General features: G+C 67.9%; 13 protein-coding genes. All 13 read right to left on the bottom strand.

All coding sequences use genetic code 11. The features are described from left to right. Positions 1 to 12: 12 nt before the first annotated feature. Positions 13 to 438 carry a DUF4418 family protein gene (locus CYJ22_RS05125; protein WP_003792733.1) on the bottom strand — a complete coding sequence of 142 codons (426 nt, stop codon included), beginning with the start codon at positions 436 to 438 and terminating at the stop codon, positions 13 to 15. A 147-nt stretch (positions 439 to 585) separates the two neighbouring features. Further along, the gene (gene dapA, locus CYJ22_RS05120; RefSeq protein WP_034496168.1) at positions 586 to 1,482 is read right to left on the bottom strand and encodes a 4-hydroxy-tetrahydrodipicolinate synthase; all 897 of its coding nucleotides are present in this window, start codon (positions 1,480 to 1,482) and stop codon (positions 586 to 588) included. 104 nt (positions 1,483 to 1,586) lie between these two features. Next, positions 1,587 to 2,129: a GNAT family N-acetyltransferase gene (locus CYJ22_RS05115; protein WP_007587697.1), complete on the bottom strand. Its 543-nt coding sequence runs from the start codon at positions 2,127 to 2,129 to the stop codon at positions 1,587 to 1,589. Next, a complete protein-coding gene (dapB, locus tag CYJ22_RS05110) occupies positions 2,126 to 2,866 on the bottom strand; it encodes a 4-hydroxy-tetrahydrodipicolinate reductase (protein ID WP_007587815.1) in 741 nt (246 codons plus the stop codon). Before dapB ends, CYJ22_RS05115 begins: the two co-directional genes overlap by 4 nt. 99 nt (positions 2,867 to 2,965) lie before the next feature. After that, on the bottom strand, positions 2,966 to 4,270 hold the full coding sequence (locus CYJ22_RS05105) for a M16 family metallopeptidase (protein ID WP_101601586.1): 1,305 nt from the start codon (positions 4,268 to 4,270) through the stop codon (positions 2,966 to 2,968). A 134-nt stretch (positions 4,271 to 4,404) separates the two neighbouring features. Further along, complete coding sequence (locus tag CYJ22_RS05100) at positions 4,405 to 6,750, bottom strand: polyribonucleotide nucleotidyltransferase (protein WP_101601584.1); 2,346 nt, start codon at positions 6,748 to 6,750, stop codon at positions 4,405 to 4,407. Positions 6,751 to 6,934: 184 nt separating this feature from the next. Next, on the bottom strand, positions 6,935 to 7,204 hold the full coding sequence (gene rpsO / locus CYJ22_RS05095) for a 30S ribosomal protein S15 (protein ID WP_007587851.1): 270 nt from the start codon (positions 7,202 to 7,204) through the stop codon (positions 6,935 to 6,937). Positions 7,205 to 7,446: 242 nt separating this feature from the next. Then, a complete protein-coding gene (locus CYJ22_RS05090) occupies positions 7,447 to 8,436 on the bottom strand; it encodes a bifunctional riboflavin kinase/FAD synthetase (protein ID WP_007587817.1) in 990 nt (329 codons plus the stop codon). Between the two features lie 10 nt (positions 8,437 to 8,446). Then, positions 8,447 to 9,499, bottom strand: a complete 1,053-nt coding sequence (gene truB, locus CYJ22_RS05085) for a tRNA pseudouridine(55) synthase TruB (protein WP_034496145.1) — start codon at positions 9,497 to 9,499, stop codon at positions 8,447 to 8,449. 5 nt (positions 9,500 to 9,504) lie between these two features. Next, positions 9,505 to 9,957, bottom strand: a complete 453-nt coding sequence (gene rbfA, locus CYJ22_RS05080) for a 30S ribosome-binding factor RbfA (RefSeq protein ID WP_007587739.1) — start codon at positions 9,955 to 9,957, stop codon at positions 9,505 to 9,507. Positions 9,958 to 10,056: 99 nt separating this feature from the next. After that, complete coding sequence (gene infB / locus CYJ22_RS05075; protein ID WP_101601582.1) at positions 10,057 to 12,897, bottom strand: translation initiation factor IF-2; 2,841 nt, start codon at positions 12,895 to 12,897, stop codon at positions 10,057 to 10,059. 136 nt (positions 12,898 to 13,033) lie between these two features. Beyond that, on the bottom strand, positions 13,034 to 13,300 hold the full coding sequence (locus tag CYJ22_RS05065) for a YlxR family protein (RefSeq protein ID WP_279354644.1): 267 nt from the start codon (positions 13,298 to 13,300) through the stop codon (positions 13,034 to 13,036). Between the two features lie 65 nt (positions 13,301 to 13,365). Next, positions 13,366 to 14,394, bottom strand: a complete 1,029-nt coding sequence (gene nusA / locus CYJ22_RS05060) for a transcription termination factor NusA (RefSeq protein WP_007590322.1) — start codon at positions 14,392 to 14,394, stop codon at positions 13,366 to 13,368. Between the last annotated feature and the right edge of the window lie 4 nt (positions 14,395 to 14,398).

The following is a 14,398-nucleotide window of genomic DNA, read 5'->3' as shown; positions in this document are numbered from 1 at the left end:
CGGGGCGATACGTCAGGCGGAGGGCTTCGCGTCCTTCTTCCAGGACGCCACCAGGGCTCCGATACCGCTGCCGGCGACCAGGACGCTCATGATGCGCACGAAGGGCTGGAAGACGGTGTGGCAGCGCATCGTCTTCATCGCGCACAGCGGGCAGATCCCGCCGGGGATGAAGAACACAACGACGCTGGCGATGACCGCGAGCGCGAGCAGGGCCAGGCGCGCAGGCTTGTTCTTGACGAGGGAGGAGGCGCCGTACAGTGCGATGAGGCCGACGGCGCTGCCGGCCACCATGTTCTGGCACTGGTGGCAGTGCATCCACGAGCCGTCGGCCCGTTGCTCGCACGCCGAAAAGACGGTCACACCTCCGGCGAGCAGCAGGGCGCTGAGAGCGGCCGGGACCAGGGGAATGATGACGTCCTTCTTTGCCACGGTATCCATTCCTTGAAGACAACGATCAGTATTGATGAGCTTTACCTAAGTATATTAAGCATAACTTTCAACACTCGTCAACGAGCAATAATGCCACCATGGCGCCCCGAACATACACCTCGCCCCCGCCGGGTCTCGACGGGGGCGAACTATATGTCAGAGTAGACCAGCGGTGCACAGGGCGCGACGCAGGGCCGACACCTCATCGTCGCTGATGCCCACCATCGGCAGGCGCACGGCCGGGCTGTCGATGACACCCTGGAGCCACAGGGCGTACTTCGCCATGACCGCTCCCTGTCCGCCGCCCATGATGGCGTGCACGAGGGGACGCAGAGAGTACGACAGCTCGCGCGCCTCCCACACCTGGTCGCTGTCGAGCAACTCGATCATGCGACGGTACTGGGCCGAGGCCACGTGCGTGACCACGGAAATGAAGCCCGAGGCACCGCCCGTCATCCACGCGAAGTTCAAGCCGTCGTCGCCCGAGTAGTACTCCAGGCCCGTGCGGTGCATGCGCTCCACGCCGGTCTCCACGTCACCCGTCGCGTCCTTGACGCCCAGGATCCGCGGGTGCTGGGCAAGGATATCGAGGGTCGCGTCAGAGAACGCGATGCCCGTGCGCCCCGGAATGTCATAGAGCATGACGGGCAGGTCGGTCGCATCCGTCACGGCGCGCACGTGCGCACGCAGGCCCTCCTGGGAAGGACGATTGTAGTACGGGGACACGATCAGCAGACCGTCCGCTCCGTGCTCCTGAGCGCCCTCTCCGATACGCACCGCGTGCGCAGTGTCGTTCGAACACGCGCCGCACAGGATGAACGCTCGATCCCCCACGGCCTCACGGACGGCGTCCGTCAGGTCGTTCTTCTCCGGCTGGTGAGTCGTCGGCGACTCGCCCGTCGTGCCGGACAGCAGAATCGTGTCACACCCTTCATCGACCAGCTTGGTCGCCAGGCGCTGCGCAGAAGGCAGATCAATCTCGCCGGTGTCGGTCATCGGCGTGACCATGGCGGCTGCGAGGGAACCGAAGCGGCGGGGAGGAATGTTACTCATGCGTTCCATGATACGCATGGCCCCTCACAATGGGCGCGCACCGCCCCCGACGTGGACGGAGCACCACGCACGCAGCCGCGTGGCGTCGCTCGCGCCGTGGGCCCTTAGTCGCGCTCCGCCCACCACATGTGCTGCGTGGGGCCATCGCCCAGCACTCGCACCGCGCCCGAGGGCGCAAAGCCCGCCGACGTGTAAAAACGCTGGCGCTCCTCATCATCCACGCCGACCCACACGCGCAGCTGGCCACTCGTCAGGTCCGCGACCGCCGACAGCAGGCGCGACGCATGCCCCGACCGGCGGAAGTTCTTATCCACCGCCAGCTCATACACCTGCGTCGCGGCCACCGCCGCCTCACCAGACTCAGCGTCGGGGGCCGAGGCTTCCCCGGCCTCATCAGGACCGGCCAGAGCGAAACCCACGATCGTATTGCCGTGGAGGGCGACGAGGAGGGCGGTACCGCCCGGCCGCGGAGAGGCCAGCGTCGCCTCCCACTGGGCGGCGAGCGCCTCCTCGGTAATGCCCTGGGCATCGAGGGCGTCCTGCCCCATGAGGGAGCGCCAGGCCTCGCGCTGCAGACGAGCGATCGCGCGCGCGTCGCCGCTCTGAGCGGGGCGCACGGAGCGGTCCGGACCCGCGCTGCGGCTCACAGGCCCATCACCTGGTCGAGGCCAATCGTCAGGCCCGTGCGGCCGACCACGCGGCGCACGCCGAGCAGGACACCGGGCATGAAGGAGACGCGGTCGAAGGAATCCGTGCGGATAACCAGCTGCTCGCCCGCGTTGCCCAGGAGGATCTCCTCCGAGGCGGTCAGGCCGCGCAGGCGCACGGCATGGACCGGAATGCCATCCACACGGCCACCACGGCTGCCGAGCTCGTCGGTTTCGGTCGCGTCGGGCATCTCGCCCAGGCCGGCCTCAGCGCGCGCCTTCGCGATGCCCCGCGCGGTCGCCACGGCGGTGCCGGAGGGAGCATCCACCTTAGCGGGGTGATGCATCTCGATGACCTCGGCGGACTCGAAGTAGGGGGCGGCCATGGCGGCAAACTTCATGGCGAGCACCGCGCCCATCGCGAAGTTCGGGGCGATCAGGACGGCGCGCCCAGCGGCCTGCGCATGCTCGCGCACGCGCGCGTAGGACTCTTCCGTCCAGCCGGTCGTGCCCACGACCACGTCAACGCCCGCGTCGAGGAGCGCGTGCACGTTGGACTCGGTGACGCTGGGGATCGAAAAGTCGACGGCGACCTGCGCGCCGTTGACGCTCTGCGGCGTGATCTCGTCGCCCGCATCGAAGAGGGCAACGACCTCCATGTCCGGGGCGTCGGTCACCGCCTGAACGACGGTCGAGCCCATGCGGCCTTTGGCTCCTGTCACTGCGACGCGAATCATTGCGCTCTCCTTCTTACGGTTATGTGGCTGTCTTCAGGGTATTCCCGCGTTCGGCGCGACGAGCGCGGATGGACAGGGGGTATCTCACTCCCCCACTGTTCACTCGGTGGGCAGGACGAGGGCGCGGCAATCCAGCTTGGCGATGAGGGAGGCCGCCAGGGCGCGCACGTCGGCGGATTCCACCGCGTCGAACTCGGCGAGGGACTCATCGATGGGCCGGTAGCGACCGATGATTTCCGAGCGGCCCAGTCGCATCATGCGCGACCAGTTGTCTTCGAGGCCCAGGACGACGCCTCCGCGCACCTGTCCGCGCACGCGCGTCATCTCTTCCTCGGTCGGGCCGTCCGCGGCGAGGTCTTCCAGCTGAGCGCGCATGATGGCCTCGACCTCACCAACCTTGTCGGGGCTGCAGCCCGCGTACATGCCGAAGGTTCCGGTGTCGGAGTAGGCGACGTCGAAGGCGTAGGTCGTGTAGGCCAGGCCGCGCTTTTCGCGCACCTCCTGGAAGAGGCGCGACGACATGGAGCCGCCCAGGACCGACAGCAGGACGCTCATGGTCGGGCCCGCCGGGTCCGTTGCCGCCAGGCCCTCACAACCGATGATGACGTGCGCCTGGGTGACGTCGCGGCGGCGGGTGATGTCCTTGTCGTGGTCGGCGATGGGGTTCACGGTCGTGGATCGACGAGGCCGGGGCGAGGCCGCGCTGCCCACGTCCCAGGGCGATCCCTCCAGGGCGGCCTGCACGCGCTCGCACACTGAATCGTGGTCGACGTTGCCGGCGGCGGCGACGATGAGGGATGAGGGGCCGTAGTGGGCCTGGTAGTGCTCCCAGACGTCCGCGCGCTCGACCTCACGGATGGCCTGGGGCGTGCCGCCGACGGGGCGTCCGATCGGGCGGTCGCCGTGGACGGCCAGCTGGAAGGTGTCGTGGACCGTGTCCGTGGGCGAGTCCTCCCCCATCGCCAGTTCGTCGAGGATGACGCCGCGCTCCATCGAGAAATCTTCCTCGTCGAGGCGTGAGTCGGTGACCATGTCGGTCAGCGTCTCAATCGCCATGTCGAGGTCCGCGTCACGCACGCGCGCCCAGTAGGCGGTGTGCTCGCGAGCAGTCTCCGCGTTTGACTCGCCGCCCACGCTGTCGAAGGCGACGGCGATGTCAAGGGCGGAACGCTTGTTCGTCCCCTTGAACAGAAGGTGCTCGAGGAAGTGGGTCGACCCGGCCGTGCGCGGCCCCTCGTCGCGCGACCCCACGGGCACCCACAGGGACACGCCCGCGCTCTTCGTTGCGGGAATCTCCTGGGTCAGGACACGCGTCCCGGCTCCCAGGATCGTGCGTTCAATGCGGGTGTCGCCATCCTCGATGGATAGGCGGGCCTCGTCGAGCGGCAGCGGCTTGGGCGTCATACTTCTCCTCTTGCGTCCCCCATAATCCGGGGGTTGGCACGAAACGTTCACAGTGTAGCCGCAAAAAGGCCGGTGGCCGGGCGGAGCACACGCTCCGTCCCGGCCACCGGTCCGATTTAGCTAGCGGGAGCTACTCACTCCTCGGAAGCGCCATCCTCGCGCTCGTCGTCACGGCGGCGACGGGTGCGGGTACGGGGGCGACGCTCGCGACGCTCGGAGCGATCGCGGCGCTCACGGCGCTGCTCGGTCTGCTCGCCCTCGGCGGCCTCGAGCTCGCCGGCCTCGCCGTCGATGACGGCGTGCAGGCTCAGCTTGCCGCGGTCGCCGATCTCAGCGATCTCGACCTCGACCTGCTGGCCGACCTGCAGGACATCGTCCACGGAGTCGATGCGCTTGCCGCCCACGAGGCGACGGACCTGCGAGATGTGCAGGAGGCCGTCCTTACCGGGGGTCAGCGACACGAACGCGCCGAACGAGGTGGTCTTGACGACCGTGCCGACGAAGCGCTCGCCGACCTCGGGCATCTGCGGGTTCGCGATCTGGTTGACCATCGTGCGGGCGGCCTCGGCGGAGGCGCCGTCGGAGGAGGCGATGTAGACGGTCCCGTCGTCCTCGATGGTGACGTCAGCGCCGGTCTCGTCCTGGATCTGGTTGATCATCTTGCCCTTGGGGCCGATGACCTCGCCGATCTTGTCGACGGGAACCTTGACGGTGATGATGCGAGGAGCGTTGGGGCTCATCTCATCCGGGCCGTCGATCGCCTGGTTGATCAGGTCGAGAATTGCCAGGCGGGCGTCGCGGGCCTGGGCCAGCGCGGCGCGCAGCACCTGGGAATCGATGCCGTCGAGCTTGGTGTCCAGCTGCAGGGCCGTGATGAAGTCACGGGTACCGGCAACCTTGAAGTCCATGTCGCCGAAGCCGTCCTCGGCGCCCAGGATGTCGGTCAGGGTGACGGCCTTGAACTGGCCATCGACCTCACCGGTCATCAGGCCCATCGCGATGCCCGCGACGGGGGCGCGCAGCGGCACGCCGGCCTGGAGGAGGGACAGGGTCGAGGCGCAGACGGAGCCCATCGACGAGGAGCCGTTGGAGCCCATGGTCTCGGAGACCTGACGGATCGCGTAGGGGAAATCCTCACGCGAGGGCAGGACGGGAACCAGGGCGCGCTCGGCCAGGTCGCCGTGGCCGATCTCGCGGCGCTTCGGGGAGCCGACGCGGCCAACCTCGCCCGTCGAGAACGGAGCGAAGTTGTACTGGTGCATGTAACGCTTGGCGTTGACGGGCGACAGGTTGTCGATCTGCTGCTCCATGCGCAGCATGGCCAGGGTGGTGATGCCCAGGATCTGGGTCTCGCCACGCTGGAACAGGGCGGAGCCGTGCACGCGGGGCAGGACCTCGACCTCGGCGGAGAGGGAACGGATCTGGCGCGGGGTACGGCCGTCCATGCGGATCTCTTCGCGCAGGGTGCGGTTACGGATCGTGGCCTTCTCGAGCGAGCGGAAGGCAGCCTTGAGGGCCTTCTCCGACTCGGGGAAGCGCTCGGCCAGGGCCTCAAGCATCTCTTCCTTGACGGCGTCAACGGCCTCGTCGCGAGCGAGCTTGCCCTCGGTCAGCAGGGCCTGGGCGACCTTCTCGGCCGCGAACTCCTCGACCGCCGCGTACTCTTCGTCGGTGTAGTCCAGGAACAGCGGGAACTCAACGGTCTCCTTGGAGGCCTTCTCGGCCACCTTGAGCTGAGCCTCGCACAGGGCCTTGATGAAGGGCTTGGCGGCCTCGAGGCCGTCGGCCACGACGTCTTCGGTGGGGGCGGTGGCGCCAGCCTGAATGAGCTCCCACTCGTTCTTGCCGCCGCCGGCCTCGACCATCATGATCGCGACGTCTTCGGAGCCGTCTTCCTTGGTGACGATGCGGCCCGCGACAACGATGTTGAACACGGAACGCTCGAGCTCGCTCCAGCGCGGGAACGCGACCCACTGGTCGTCGATGAGCGCCAGGCGGGTGCCGCCGATCGGGCCGGTGAAGGGCAGGCCGGCGATCTGGGTGGACATGGACGCGGCGTTGATCGCCAGAACGTCGTAGGCGTCGTCCGGATCGATCGTCAGGACGGTCTCGACGACCTGGACCTCGTTACGCAGGCCCTTGACGAAGCCGGGGCGCAGCGGGCGGTCGATGAGGCGGGCGGCCAGGATGGCCTCGGTGCCCGCGCGGCCTTCGCGGCGGAAGAAGGAACCGGGGATGCGACCCGCGGCGTACTGACGCTCTTCAACGTCGACGGTCAGCGGGAAGAAGTCGAACTGGTCCTTGGGGTTCTTGCCCACCGTGGTGGCGGACAGAACGGTGGTGGAATCGTCCAGGTAGGCCAGGGCAGAGCCGGCGGCCTGCTTGGCGAGACGGCCGGTTTCGAAGCGCACGGTGCGCTTGCCGAAACGGCCGTTATCGATAATCGCCTCTGCGGCGATGATGTCGGAGCCTTCCATCATGGGGCGTTTCTCCTTGGTTTGTTGGTGTCGCGCTCCACTTCGGCCTTCGATCGAAGCCCACGGATAGACGCTCCGTAGGCCACTGTCGAAAACCGGCGGCTTTCGCGCGAGAAATAACGGTTTGCCCGAGGCGGGCGTGTGAAAACCGGCCCGTCTCCGCTACGGGAGGCGGGCCGACCCAAAATCAGCGGCGCAGGCCGAGACGCTCGATGAGCGAGCGATAACGCTCGATGTCGATGTCAGCCAGGTAACCCAGCAGGCGGCGACGACGGCCGACCAGCAGCAGCAGGCCACGACGGGAGTGGTGGTCGTGCGTGTGGGTCTTGAAGTGCTCGGTCAGATCCTTGATGCGGCGGGTCAGCAGCGCGATCTGCACCTCGGGGGAACCGGTGTCGCCCTCATGGGTCGCGTACTCGGCGATGATCTGGTCCTTGACGTCCTTGCTCAGCGGCACAGGCTTCTCCTTTGTGTTCGTTGCGCGGGGCATCCGGGCTTTTCCCGGGTGCTGACAGTCCGCGGCCGGTGTACGGCCTTTCTACAGTAGCACGCCACCGGCATTATCCCCACAATGAGCGACCAACCTAACGATTCTGCCTTCTCACGAGGCCTTCTCCCCTCCCCGCTCTGCGCTCCCCCGGCCTCGGGCTGGGTGCGTGCGCCCCCTTGGGAGCGAGACCAGGCGAAGCGGAGGGCGCCCTATCGCGCGGTGACGGAGTCGGGATCGACGCGCCCGGCGACGCCGATGCCGAGGACGGAGGCCGTCTGGCGCAGGTCATCGTCCATCTGGGTGAGCAGTTCGTCGAGGGAGTCGAAGGAGAGCATGGGGCGGATGCGCGATACGAAGGTCACCGCGATACGTTCGCCGTACAGGTTGAGGTCGGAGCGGCCCAGGACGTGAGCTTCGACGGTGCGTTCGACGCCGTTGAACTGGGGGTTGGTGCCCACGGAAATGGCGGCGGGGAGGAACTCGGCGGATTGGGTGCCGGGCACGGCGCGCACGACCCACCCGGCGTAGACGCCGTCGGCGGGGATGACGCCTTCGACGTCCTCGGACAGGTTTGCGGTCGGGAAGCCGAGGGTGCGGCCGCGCTTGAAGCCGTGGCACACGGTGCCGCGGATGCGGTGAAGATGGCCGAGGACGCGGGCGGCACCGGACACGTCGCCGGCGGCGAGGAGCTCGCGCACCCACGAGGAGGACCAGCGGCGCCCCTCGGGGGCCTCGATGTCGGTGACCGTAATGACGTTGAAGCCGTAGCGGCGCCCGAGCTCGCGCAGCGTGTCGATGGTGCCCGCGTTGCCGCGTCCGAAACGGAAGTCTTCTCCGACGACGACCTCGCGCGCACCGCAGCGCTCCACCAGGTACTCGTAGACGAACTCGTCGGCTTCGAGGCTGTAGACGCTTGCGTCGTAGTGGGCGACGAGCGTGGCGTCCAGTCCTGCGGCGGCCATCGCGTCGAGGCGGTCGCGCAGCGGGGAGATCAGCTGGAGGCCCACCTCGGGCTTGTGGACCTGGATCGGGTGCGGGTCGAACGTGATGGCCACGGCTTCGACGCCGAGCTTATGGGCGCGCTCGATGCAGGTGGAGATGACCTTCTTGTGTCCGTTGTGCATGCCGTCGAAGTTGCCGATGGTCACGACACTGGCTTCGTTGCCGGGGATGTCAGTGAGGGAATACCAAACGTTCATGAGTCTCTTTCTAGAAAACCAGGACGGTACGCAGGCGAGTCCCGTCAATGCGGAGCAGGCCGAGAACAGTGCCGTCGGGCGCGACGGCGGCGATCGGCGCGGCCTCCTCCTCAGGGGTGCTCTGCGGGCAGTAGCCAGCCTCGACCGCCCACTGTGCCAGCTCGTCACGCGAGCGCCTCGGGGCCTGGCCGTGCGCGAACGCCCCAGCCTCGGCGTCGGACAGGAGGAGCGAGGGGAACATCGTGCGTGCAGCCTCGCCCAGGGGGACGAGGGGCAGGACCGGTTCTGCGTCCACCTCCCCTTCCGGGGTGGCTGCCCCGACGGCGGCGCTCAGTTCCTCGAGCGTCATCGCCGTCTCCAGGGGCACGTCGCCCACGCGCGTGCGGCACAGCGCGGTCAGGTGGGCACCCACACCGAGCGCCTCGCCGGCGTCGCGCGCGAGGGCGCGCACATAGGTGCCCGAGGAGCACTCGACGACGACATCAACATCGACCACGCGAACGGGGCCGGAGGGAACCTGTTCGTCGGGCGCATTGTCCGCGTCGGATTCCTCCAGCACGCACTCGACGGGGCGCGGGGGCGAAAGGACCTCCAGGCGCGAAATGCGCACCGGACGCGCCGCCAGCTCGACGTCTTCACCGGCGCGGGCAAGCGCGTAAGCGCGCTTGCCGTTCACCTTGATCGCCGAGACGGTCGAGGGCACCTGCATAATGTCCCCGCGCAGCGGCGCGAGCGCAGCCTCGAGCTGCTCCTCACTCAGCGAGGCGCAGCCAACGGCCTCGGTCGCGACGCCCTCAGCGTCGTCCGTGTTGGTGGCGACGCCGAAGCGGATCGTCGCCCGATATTCCTTCGAATGACCGCTCACCCAGGTGAGCAGCTTCGTCGCCTTGCCAATGCCGATGACGAGGACTCCCGTGGCCATCGGGTCCAGGGTGCCGCCGTGCCCCACCTTGCGGGTGTGGGCCAGGCGTCGCACGCGCGAGACCACGTCGTGGCTGGTGAGCCCCTGCGGCTTGTCGATGACAAGCAGGCCGGGACGAGGATTATCGGGGCGACGAGCCATGAGGGTCAGGCCCAATCCTTCGCGTCGGCCTCGTCCTCTTCGTCGTCGTGACGGTAGGGGTCGGCGTCGCCGGCGTAGGTCGCACCCGCGGACGCGGCAGCGATGGCCTCGTCCTTCGCCTTAGCCTTTGCCAGGGCGTCCTCGAGCGCGGCGGCGCTCTCGGGCAGGGCATCGGGGATGAACTCCAGGGTCGGGGTCAGGCGCAGACCTAGCGCCTTGCCCACGCGGGAGCGGAAAAGACCCTGCGCGGACGCGAACGCGCGCGCTGCCTTCTCGCGCTGCTCGTCGTCACCGAGCACCGTGTAGAAGATGGATGCGTGCTGCAGGTCGCCCGTCACGCGCACGTCCGTGATGGTCACGAGCTCCAGGCGAGGATCCTTCACCTGGCGTCCGATCATCGACGCAACGGTCTGCAGGATTCGCTCCTGCACCTTTCGAACGCGAGCTTCGTCAGCCATCGCGCCCTCCTTCCGGGCGGTATGCCCTGGTCAAAACACTTGGGTGGGAGAAGATCGGGGTCCGAGCGTGCCCGGACCCCGATACTTCAAGCCATGCGATCAGTCACGAGCCTTCTCGCGCATCTCCCAGGTCTCAATGATGTCGCCTTCGGCGATGTCCTTGTGACCCAGCGTGATACCGCACTCGTAGCCCTCGCGGACCTCGGTGACGTCGTCCTTCTCGCGACGCAGGGACGCGATCTCGAGGTTCTCGGCGACAACCACACCGTCGCGCACCAGGCGAGCCTTGGTGCCGCGCTTGATCGTGCCGGAGCGGACGATCGAACCGGCGATGTTGCCGAACTTGCCGGAGCGGAAGACCTGACGGATCTCCGCGGTACCCAGCTGGACCTCCTCGTAGATCGGCTTGAGCATGCCCTTGAGAGCAGCCTCAATGTCGTCGATCGCAGAGTAGATGACGTTGTAGTACTTGATCTCGACGCCCTCGGCATCCGCCATCTCGGCCACGCGCTCGGCGGGACGGACGTTGAAGCCGATGATGACCGCGTTGTCGACGGTCGCCAGGTTGACGTCGTTCTGCGTGATCGCACCAACGCCGCGGTGGATGATACGCAGCGCGACCTCGTCGCCCACGTCGATGCGCAGGAGCGAGTCTTCCAGGGCCTCGACGGCACCGGACACGTCGCCCTTGATGACCAGGTTGAGGGTGTCGACCTCGCCCTCGGCCAGGACCTTGTCGAAGTCCTCCAGGGAGACGCGCTTGCGACGCTTGGCCAGCAGGGCCTGACGCTCAGCAGCCTCACGCTTGTCGGCGATCTGGCGGGCCGTGCGGTCATCCGACGCGACCAGGAACGAGTCGCCGGCGCGCGGGACGGACGTGAGACCGAGGACCGCGACGGGCATCGACGGACCAGCCTCGGAGACGTCGTTACCGGCGTCGTCGAACATCGCACGCACGCGACCGTAGGACGAGCCGACCACGAGGGAGTCGCCCACGTGGAGCGTGCCGCGCTGGACGAGCATGGTCGCGACTGCGCCGCGGCCCTTGTCCAGGTTCGCTTCGATGGCGACGCCGCGCGCATCGGTGTTCGGGTTGGCCTCGAGGGTCAGCGCCGCGTCGGCAGTCAGCAGGACGGCCTCGAGCAGCTCGCGGATGCCCTGGCGCTGCTTGGCGGAGATGTTCACGAACATGACGTCGCCGCCGTACTCTTCCGCGACCAGGCCGTACTCGGTGAGCTGGGAGCGGATCTTCTCCGGGTTCGCCGTGTCCTTATCGACCTTGTTCACCGCGACGACGATCGGAACGCCGGCGGCCTGCGCGTGGTTGATGGCCTCAACCGTCTGGGGCATGACGCCGTCATCGGCTGCGACCACGAGGATCGCGATGTCGGTGACCTGGGCACCGCGGGCACGCATGGCCGTGAAGGCCTCGTGACCGGGGGTATCGATGAAGGTGATCGGGCGGGCGGTGCCGTCCTCAGCCTTGACTGTGACCTGGTAGGCGCCGATGTGCTGGGTGATGCCGCCGTGCTCGGTGTCGACAACGTCCGTGTGACGGATCGCGTCGAGCAGCTTCGTCTTACCGTGGTCGACGTGACCCATGACGGTGACGACCGGCGGACGGGGCACCATGTTCTCGGCGTCGTCGAGTTCTTCGGCCTCGAGGTCGATGTCGAAGGACTCGAGCAGCTCGCGGTCCTCGTCCTCGGGGGAGACGACCTTGACGTCGTAGCCGAGCTCCGCGCCCAGGGCCTCGAAGGTGTCCTGGTCGAGGGACTGCGTGGCGGTTGCCATCTCGCCCAGGGCGAAGAGGACCGTCACGAGTGCCGCGGGATTGACGTCGATCTTCTCGGCGAGGTCAGCCAGCGATGCGCCCTGGCGGATGCGGATCTGCGCGCCGTTACCGCGCGGGATCGACACGCCGCCGATGACGGGTGCGTTCTGCTGCTCGTACTCTTGGCGCTTCGCGCGCTTCGACTTGCGTCCGCGCTGCGAACGGCCGCCTCCGCGACCGAATGCGCCCGGCGTGGAGCCGCGACCGCCGCGGCCACCGCCGCGGGGACCGCCGAAGCCGCCGCCGTTGTTCTGGGGTGCGCCGCCGCCTGCACCGGCGCCGGGACGCGCGCCGCCGCGACCGCGGCCACCGCCGCGACCGCCGCGCTCTGCGCCACCGTTACCGGAGGCGGCGTTACGAGCGAAGTTCGCCTGGCCGGGCATCATACCCGGGTTGGGGCGGTTGCCGCCGGGACGCGGGCCACCGTTACCGGAAGCACCCTGACGCGTAGCGCCGGAACGCGGGCCACCGTTACCGGAAGCACCCTGACGCGTAGCGCCGGGACGCGGGCCACCGTTACCGGAGCCACCCGGACGCGGGGTGCCGGGACGCGGGCCACCTGAGCCACCCGGACGGGGCATGCCCTGCGAGGATGCGTAGGGGTTGTTGCCCGGGCGCGGTCCACCGGGACGGGGGCCGCCGGGGCGAGCCGGGCGCGGAGCGTCGGTGCGACGCGGCGCGGGCTTGGGGGCGCCAGCCTCTGCGGGCTTACGGCCAGCGGGCTTGGGGGCACCTTCGGGCTTCTTGGCACGAGGCTTGGGCGCGCTCTTCGCGGCCGCGGCGGGCTTAGGCGCGCCGGGCTTGGGAGCGTCCGCCTTGGGAGCGGCCTTGGGGGCCGCGTCAGCGGTCGCTTCTGCGGGAGCCGCAGCCTTCTTTGCGGCGGGCTTGGCCGCACTGGGCTTGGGGGCCTTAGCGGCGGGCTTTGCGTCCGCCTTCTTGGTCTTGGGGGCCGCCGCGAACTTCTCGCGCATCTGCCGCACAACGGGCGGTTCGAGCGAGGACGACGACGACTTGACGAATTCACCTGCTTCCTTCAGGTGACCCATCAGTTCTTTGCTGGTGATTCCGAGCTCTTTGGCGAGCTCGTGGACACGCAACTTTGCCACATTTCTCCATTCCGGAAGCGTCTCCGGTCCGGAGACGCCTTACTGATATTGCTGGCAGCTCATCGCTGGGTACTCATCGGGTGCCCATCAGCTTCCAACCCGCTTCCATTTTCTCGGCGTTGATGGCCCGTGGCCATCACTGGTGGTTGATCAACTCCTCCACGTCGTCCCACACGCCATCCGGAACGTTTCCCGTTCGGAACGAGCGCGCGAGGCCGCGTCTGGCTCGGGCTTTCTGGACACACCCCGCGTCGGGGTGGATCCAGGCTCCTCGGCCTGGAAGAGTCGCCGTTCGATCAAGGTGAATCGATCCGTCCGGCGAGCGAACGATCCGCACGAGGGCGGCTCGGTTCGCGTGCGTGCCGCATCCAATGCAAGTGCGCTGGGGCCCAGGGGTGGGCACTGGCGGCACAGAATACGACACAATCCCCTAGCTTAGTCCAGCTAGGGGATTGCTCGTCTCAGATTCTATGAGCGACTTGTCACGTCGTCGGGGGTCGAGACGCGCGAGGCGATCGCGTCATCGCCGGTTTCCGTGTCGGCGTGGATGTCGATGTGGTAGTTCGTCAGGCGCGCGGCGAGGCGAGCATTCTGGCCTTCCTTGCCGATCGCGAGGGAGAGCTGGAAGTCCGGAACGATGGCCGTCGCAGTGCGGTTGTCCACGGAGTGGACGACGACGCGGGTGACGCGGGCCGGAGACAGCGAGTTGGCGACGAAGCGCGCCGGATCGTCGGAGTAGTCGACGATGTCGATCTTCTCCCCGCCCAGTTCAGCCATGACGGAGCGCACGCGCGCACCCATCGGGCCAATGCATGCCCCCTTGGCGTTGATGCCCTCGCGGGTGGCGGCGACGGCGATCTTCGTGCGATGTCCGGCTTCGCGGGCGATGGCCTTGATCTTGACGAGGCCCTGCTGAATCTCGGGAACCTCACGCTGGAAGAGGCCGGCGACGAGGTTGGGGTGGGTGCGCGACAGGGTGATGCGCGGGCCGCGCTCGGTGCGCTCGACGCCCACGACGTAGGCGCGGATGCGGTCACCGTGGCGGTAGGTCTCACCGGGAACCTTCTCACCGTCGGGCAGGACGGCTTCAAAGTCGTCGGAGACCTGGACCATCGTGGGACGTCCGGGACGCGGAGCCTGGACGGTGCCCGTGATGACCTGGCCTTCGCGTCCGGCAAAGTCGCCGAACACGCGCTGGTCATCGGCGTCACGCAGGCGCTGCATGATGACGGAGCGCGCGGTCGACTGTGCGATGCGACCGAAGTTCTTCGGGGTATCGTCGAATTCGCCGATGGGGTTGCCGTCTTCGTCCTCGTCCATGGCCATGACGGTGACGCGGCCGGTCTTCTTGTCGATTTCGATGCGGGCCTGGGAGATGGCACCGGGCAGGTTGTGGTACGCCTTGAGCAGCGCCTCTTCGATGGCATCGACGAGGGTCTCGAGGCTGACACCCTTTTCGTTTTCCACCATCCGCAGAGCGGTCATATCGATTTCCATGGTC

This window comes from Schaalia odontolytica, assembly GCF_002847525.1.
Taxonomy (GTDB): domain Bacteria; phylum Actinomycetota; class Actinomycetes; order Actinomycetales; family Actinomycetaceae; genus Pauljensenia; species Pauljensenia odontolytica_B.
Note: the sequence above shows the minus strand (reverse complement) of the source record. Positions and strands in the feature narration are given on the sequence as shown.

Excerpts from the sequence above, each read along its gene's own strand:
- CYJ22_RS05125 (WP_003792733.1), bottom strand. The coding sequence starts at position 438 with ATGGATACCGTGGCAAAGAAGGACGTCATCATTCCCCTGGTCCCGGCC.
- dapA (WP_034496168.1), bottom strand. The coding sequence starts at position 1,482 with ATGAGTAACATTCCTCCCCGCCGCTTCGGTTCCCTCGCAGCCGCCATG.
- dapB (WP_007587815.1), bottom strand. The coding sequence starts at position 2,866 with ATGATTCGCGTCGCAGTGACAGGAGCCAAAGGCCGCATGGGCTCGACC.
- CYJ22_RS05105 (WP_101601586.1), bottom strand. The coding sequence starts at position 4,270 with ATGACGCCCAAGCCGCTGCCGCTCGACGAGGCCCGCCTATCCATCGAG.
- CYJ22_RS05100 (WP_101601584.1), bottom strand. The coding sequence starts at position 6,750 with ATGATGGAAGGCTCCGACATCATCGCCGCAGAGGCGATTATCGATAAC.
- CYJ22_RS05090 (WP_007587817.1), bottom strand. The coding sequence starts at position 8,436 with ATGAACGTTTGGTATTCCCTCACTGACATCCCCGGCAACGAAGCCAGT.
- truB (WP_034496145.1), bottom strand. The coding sequence starts at position 9,499 with ATGGCTCGTCGCCCCGATAATCCTCGTCCCGGCCTGCTTGTCATCGAC.
- rbfA (WP_007587739.1), bottom strand. The coding sequence starts at position 9,957 with ATGGCTGACGAAGCTCGCGTTCGAAAGGTGCAGGAGCGAATCCTGCAG.
- nusA (WP_007590322.1), bottom strand. The coding sequence starts at position 14,394 with ATGGAAATCGATATGACCGCTCTGCGGATGGTGGAAAACGAAAAGGGT.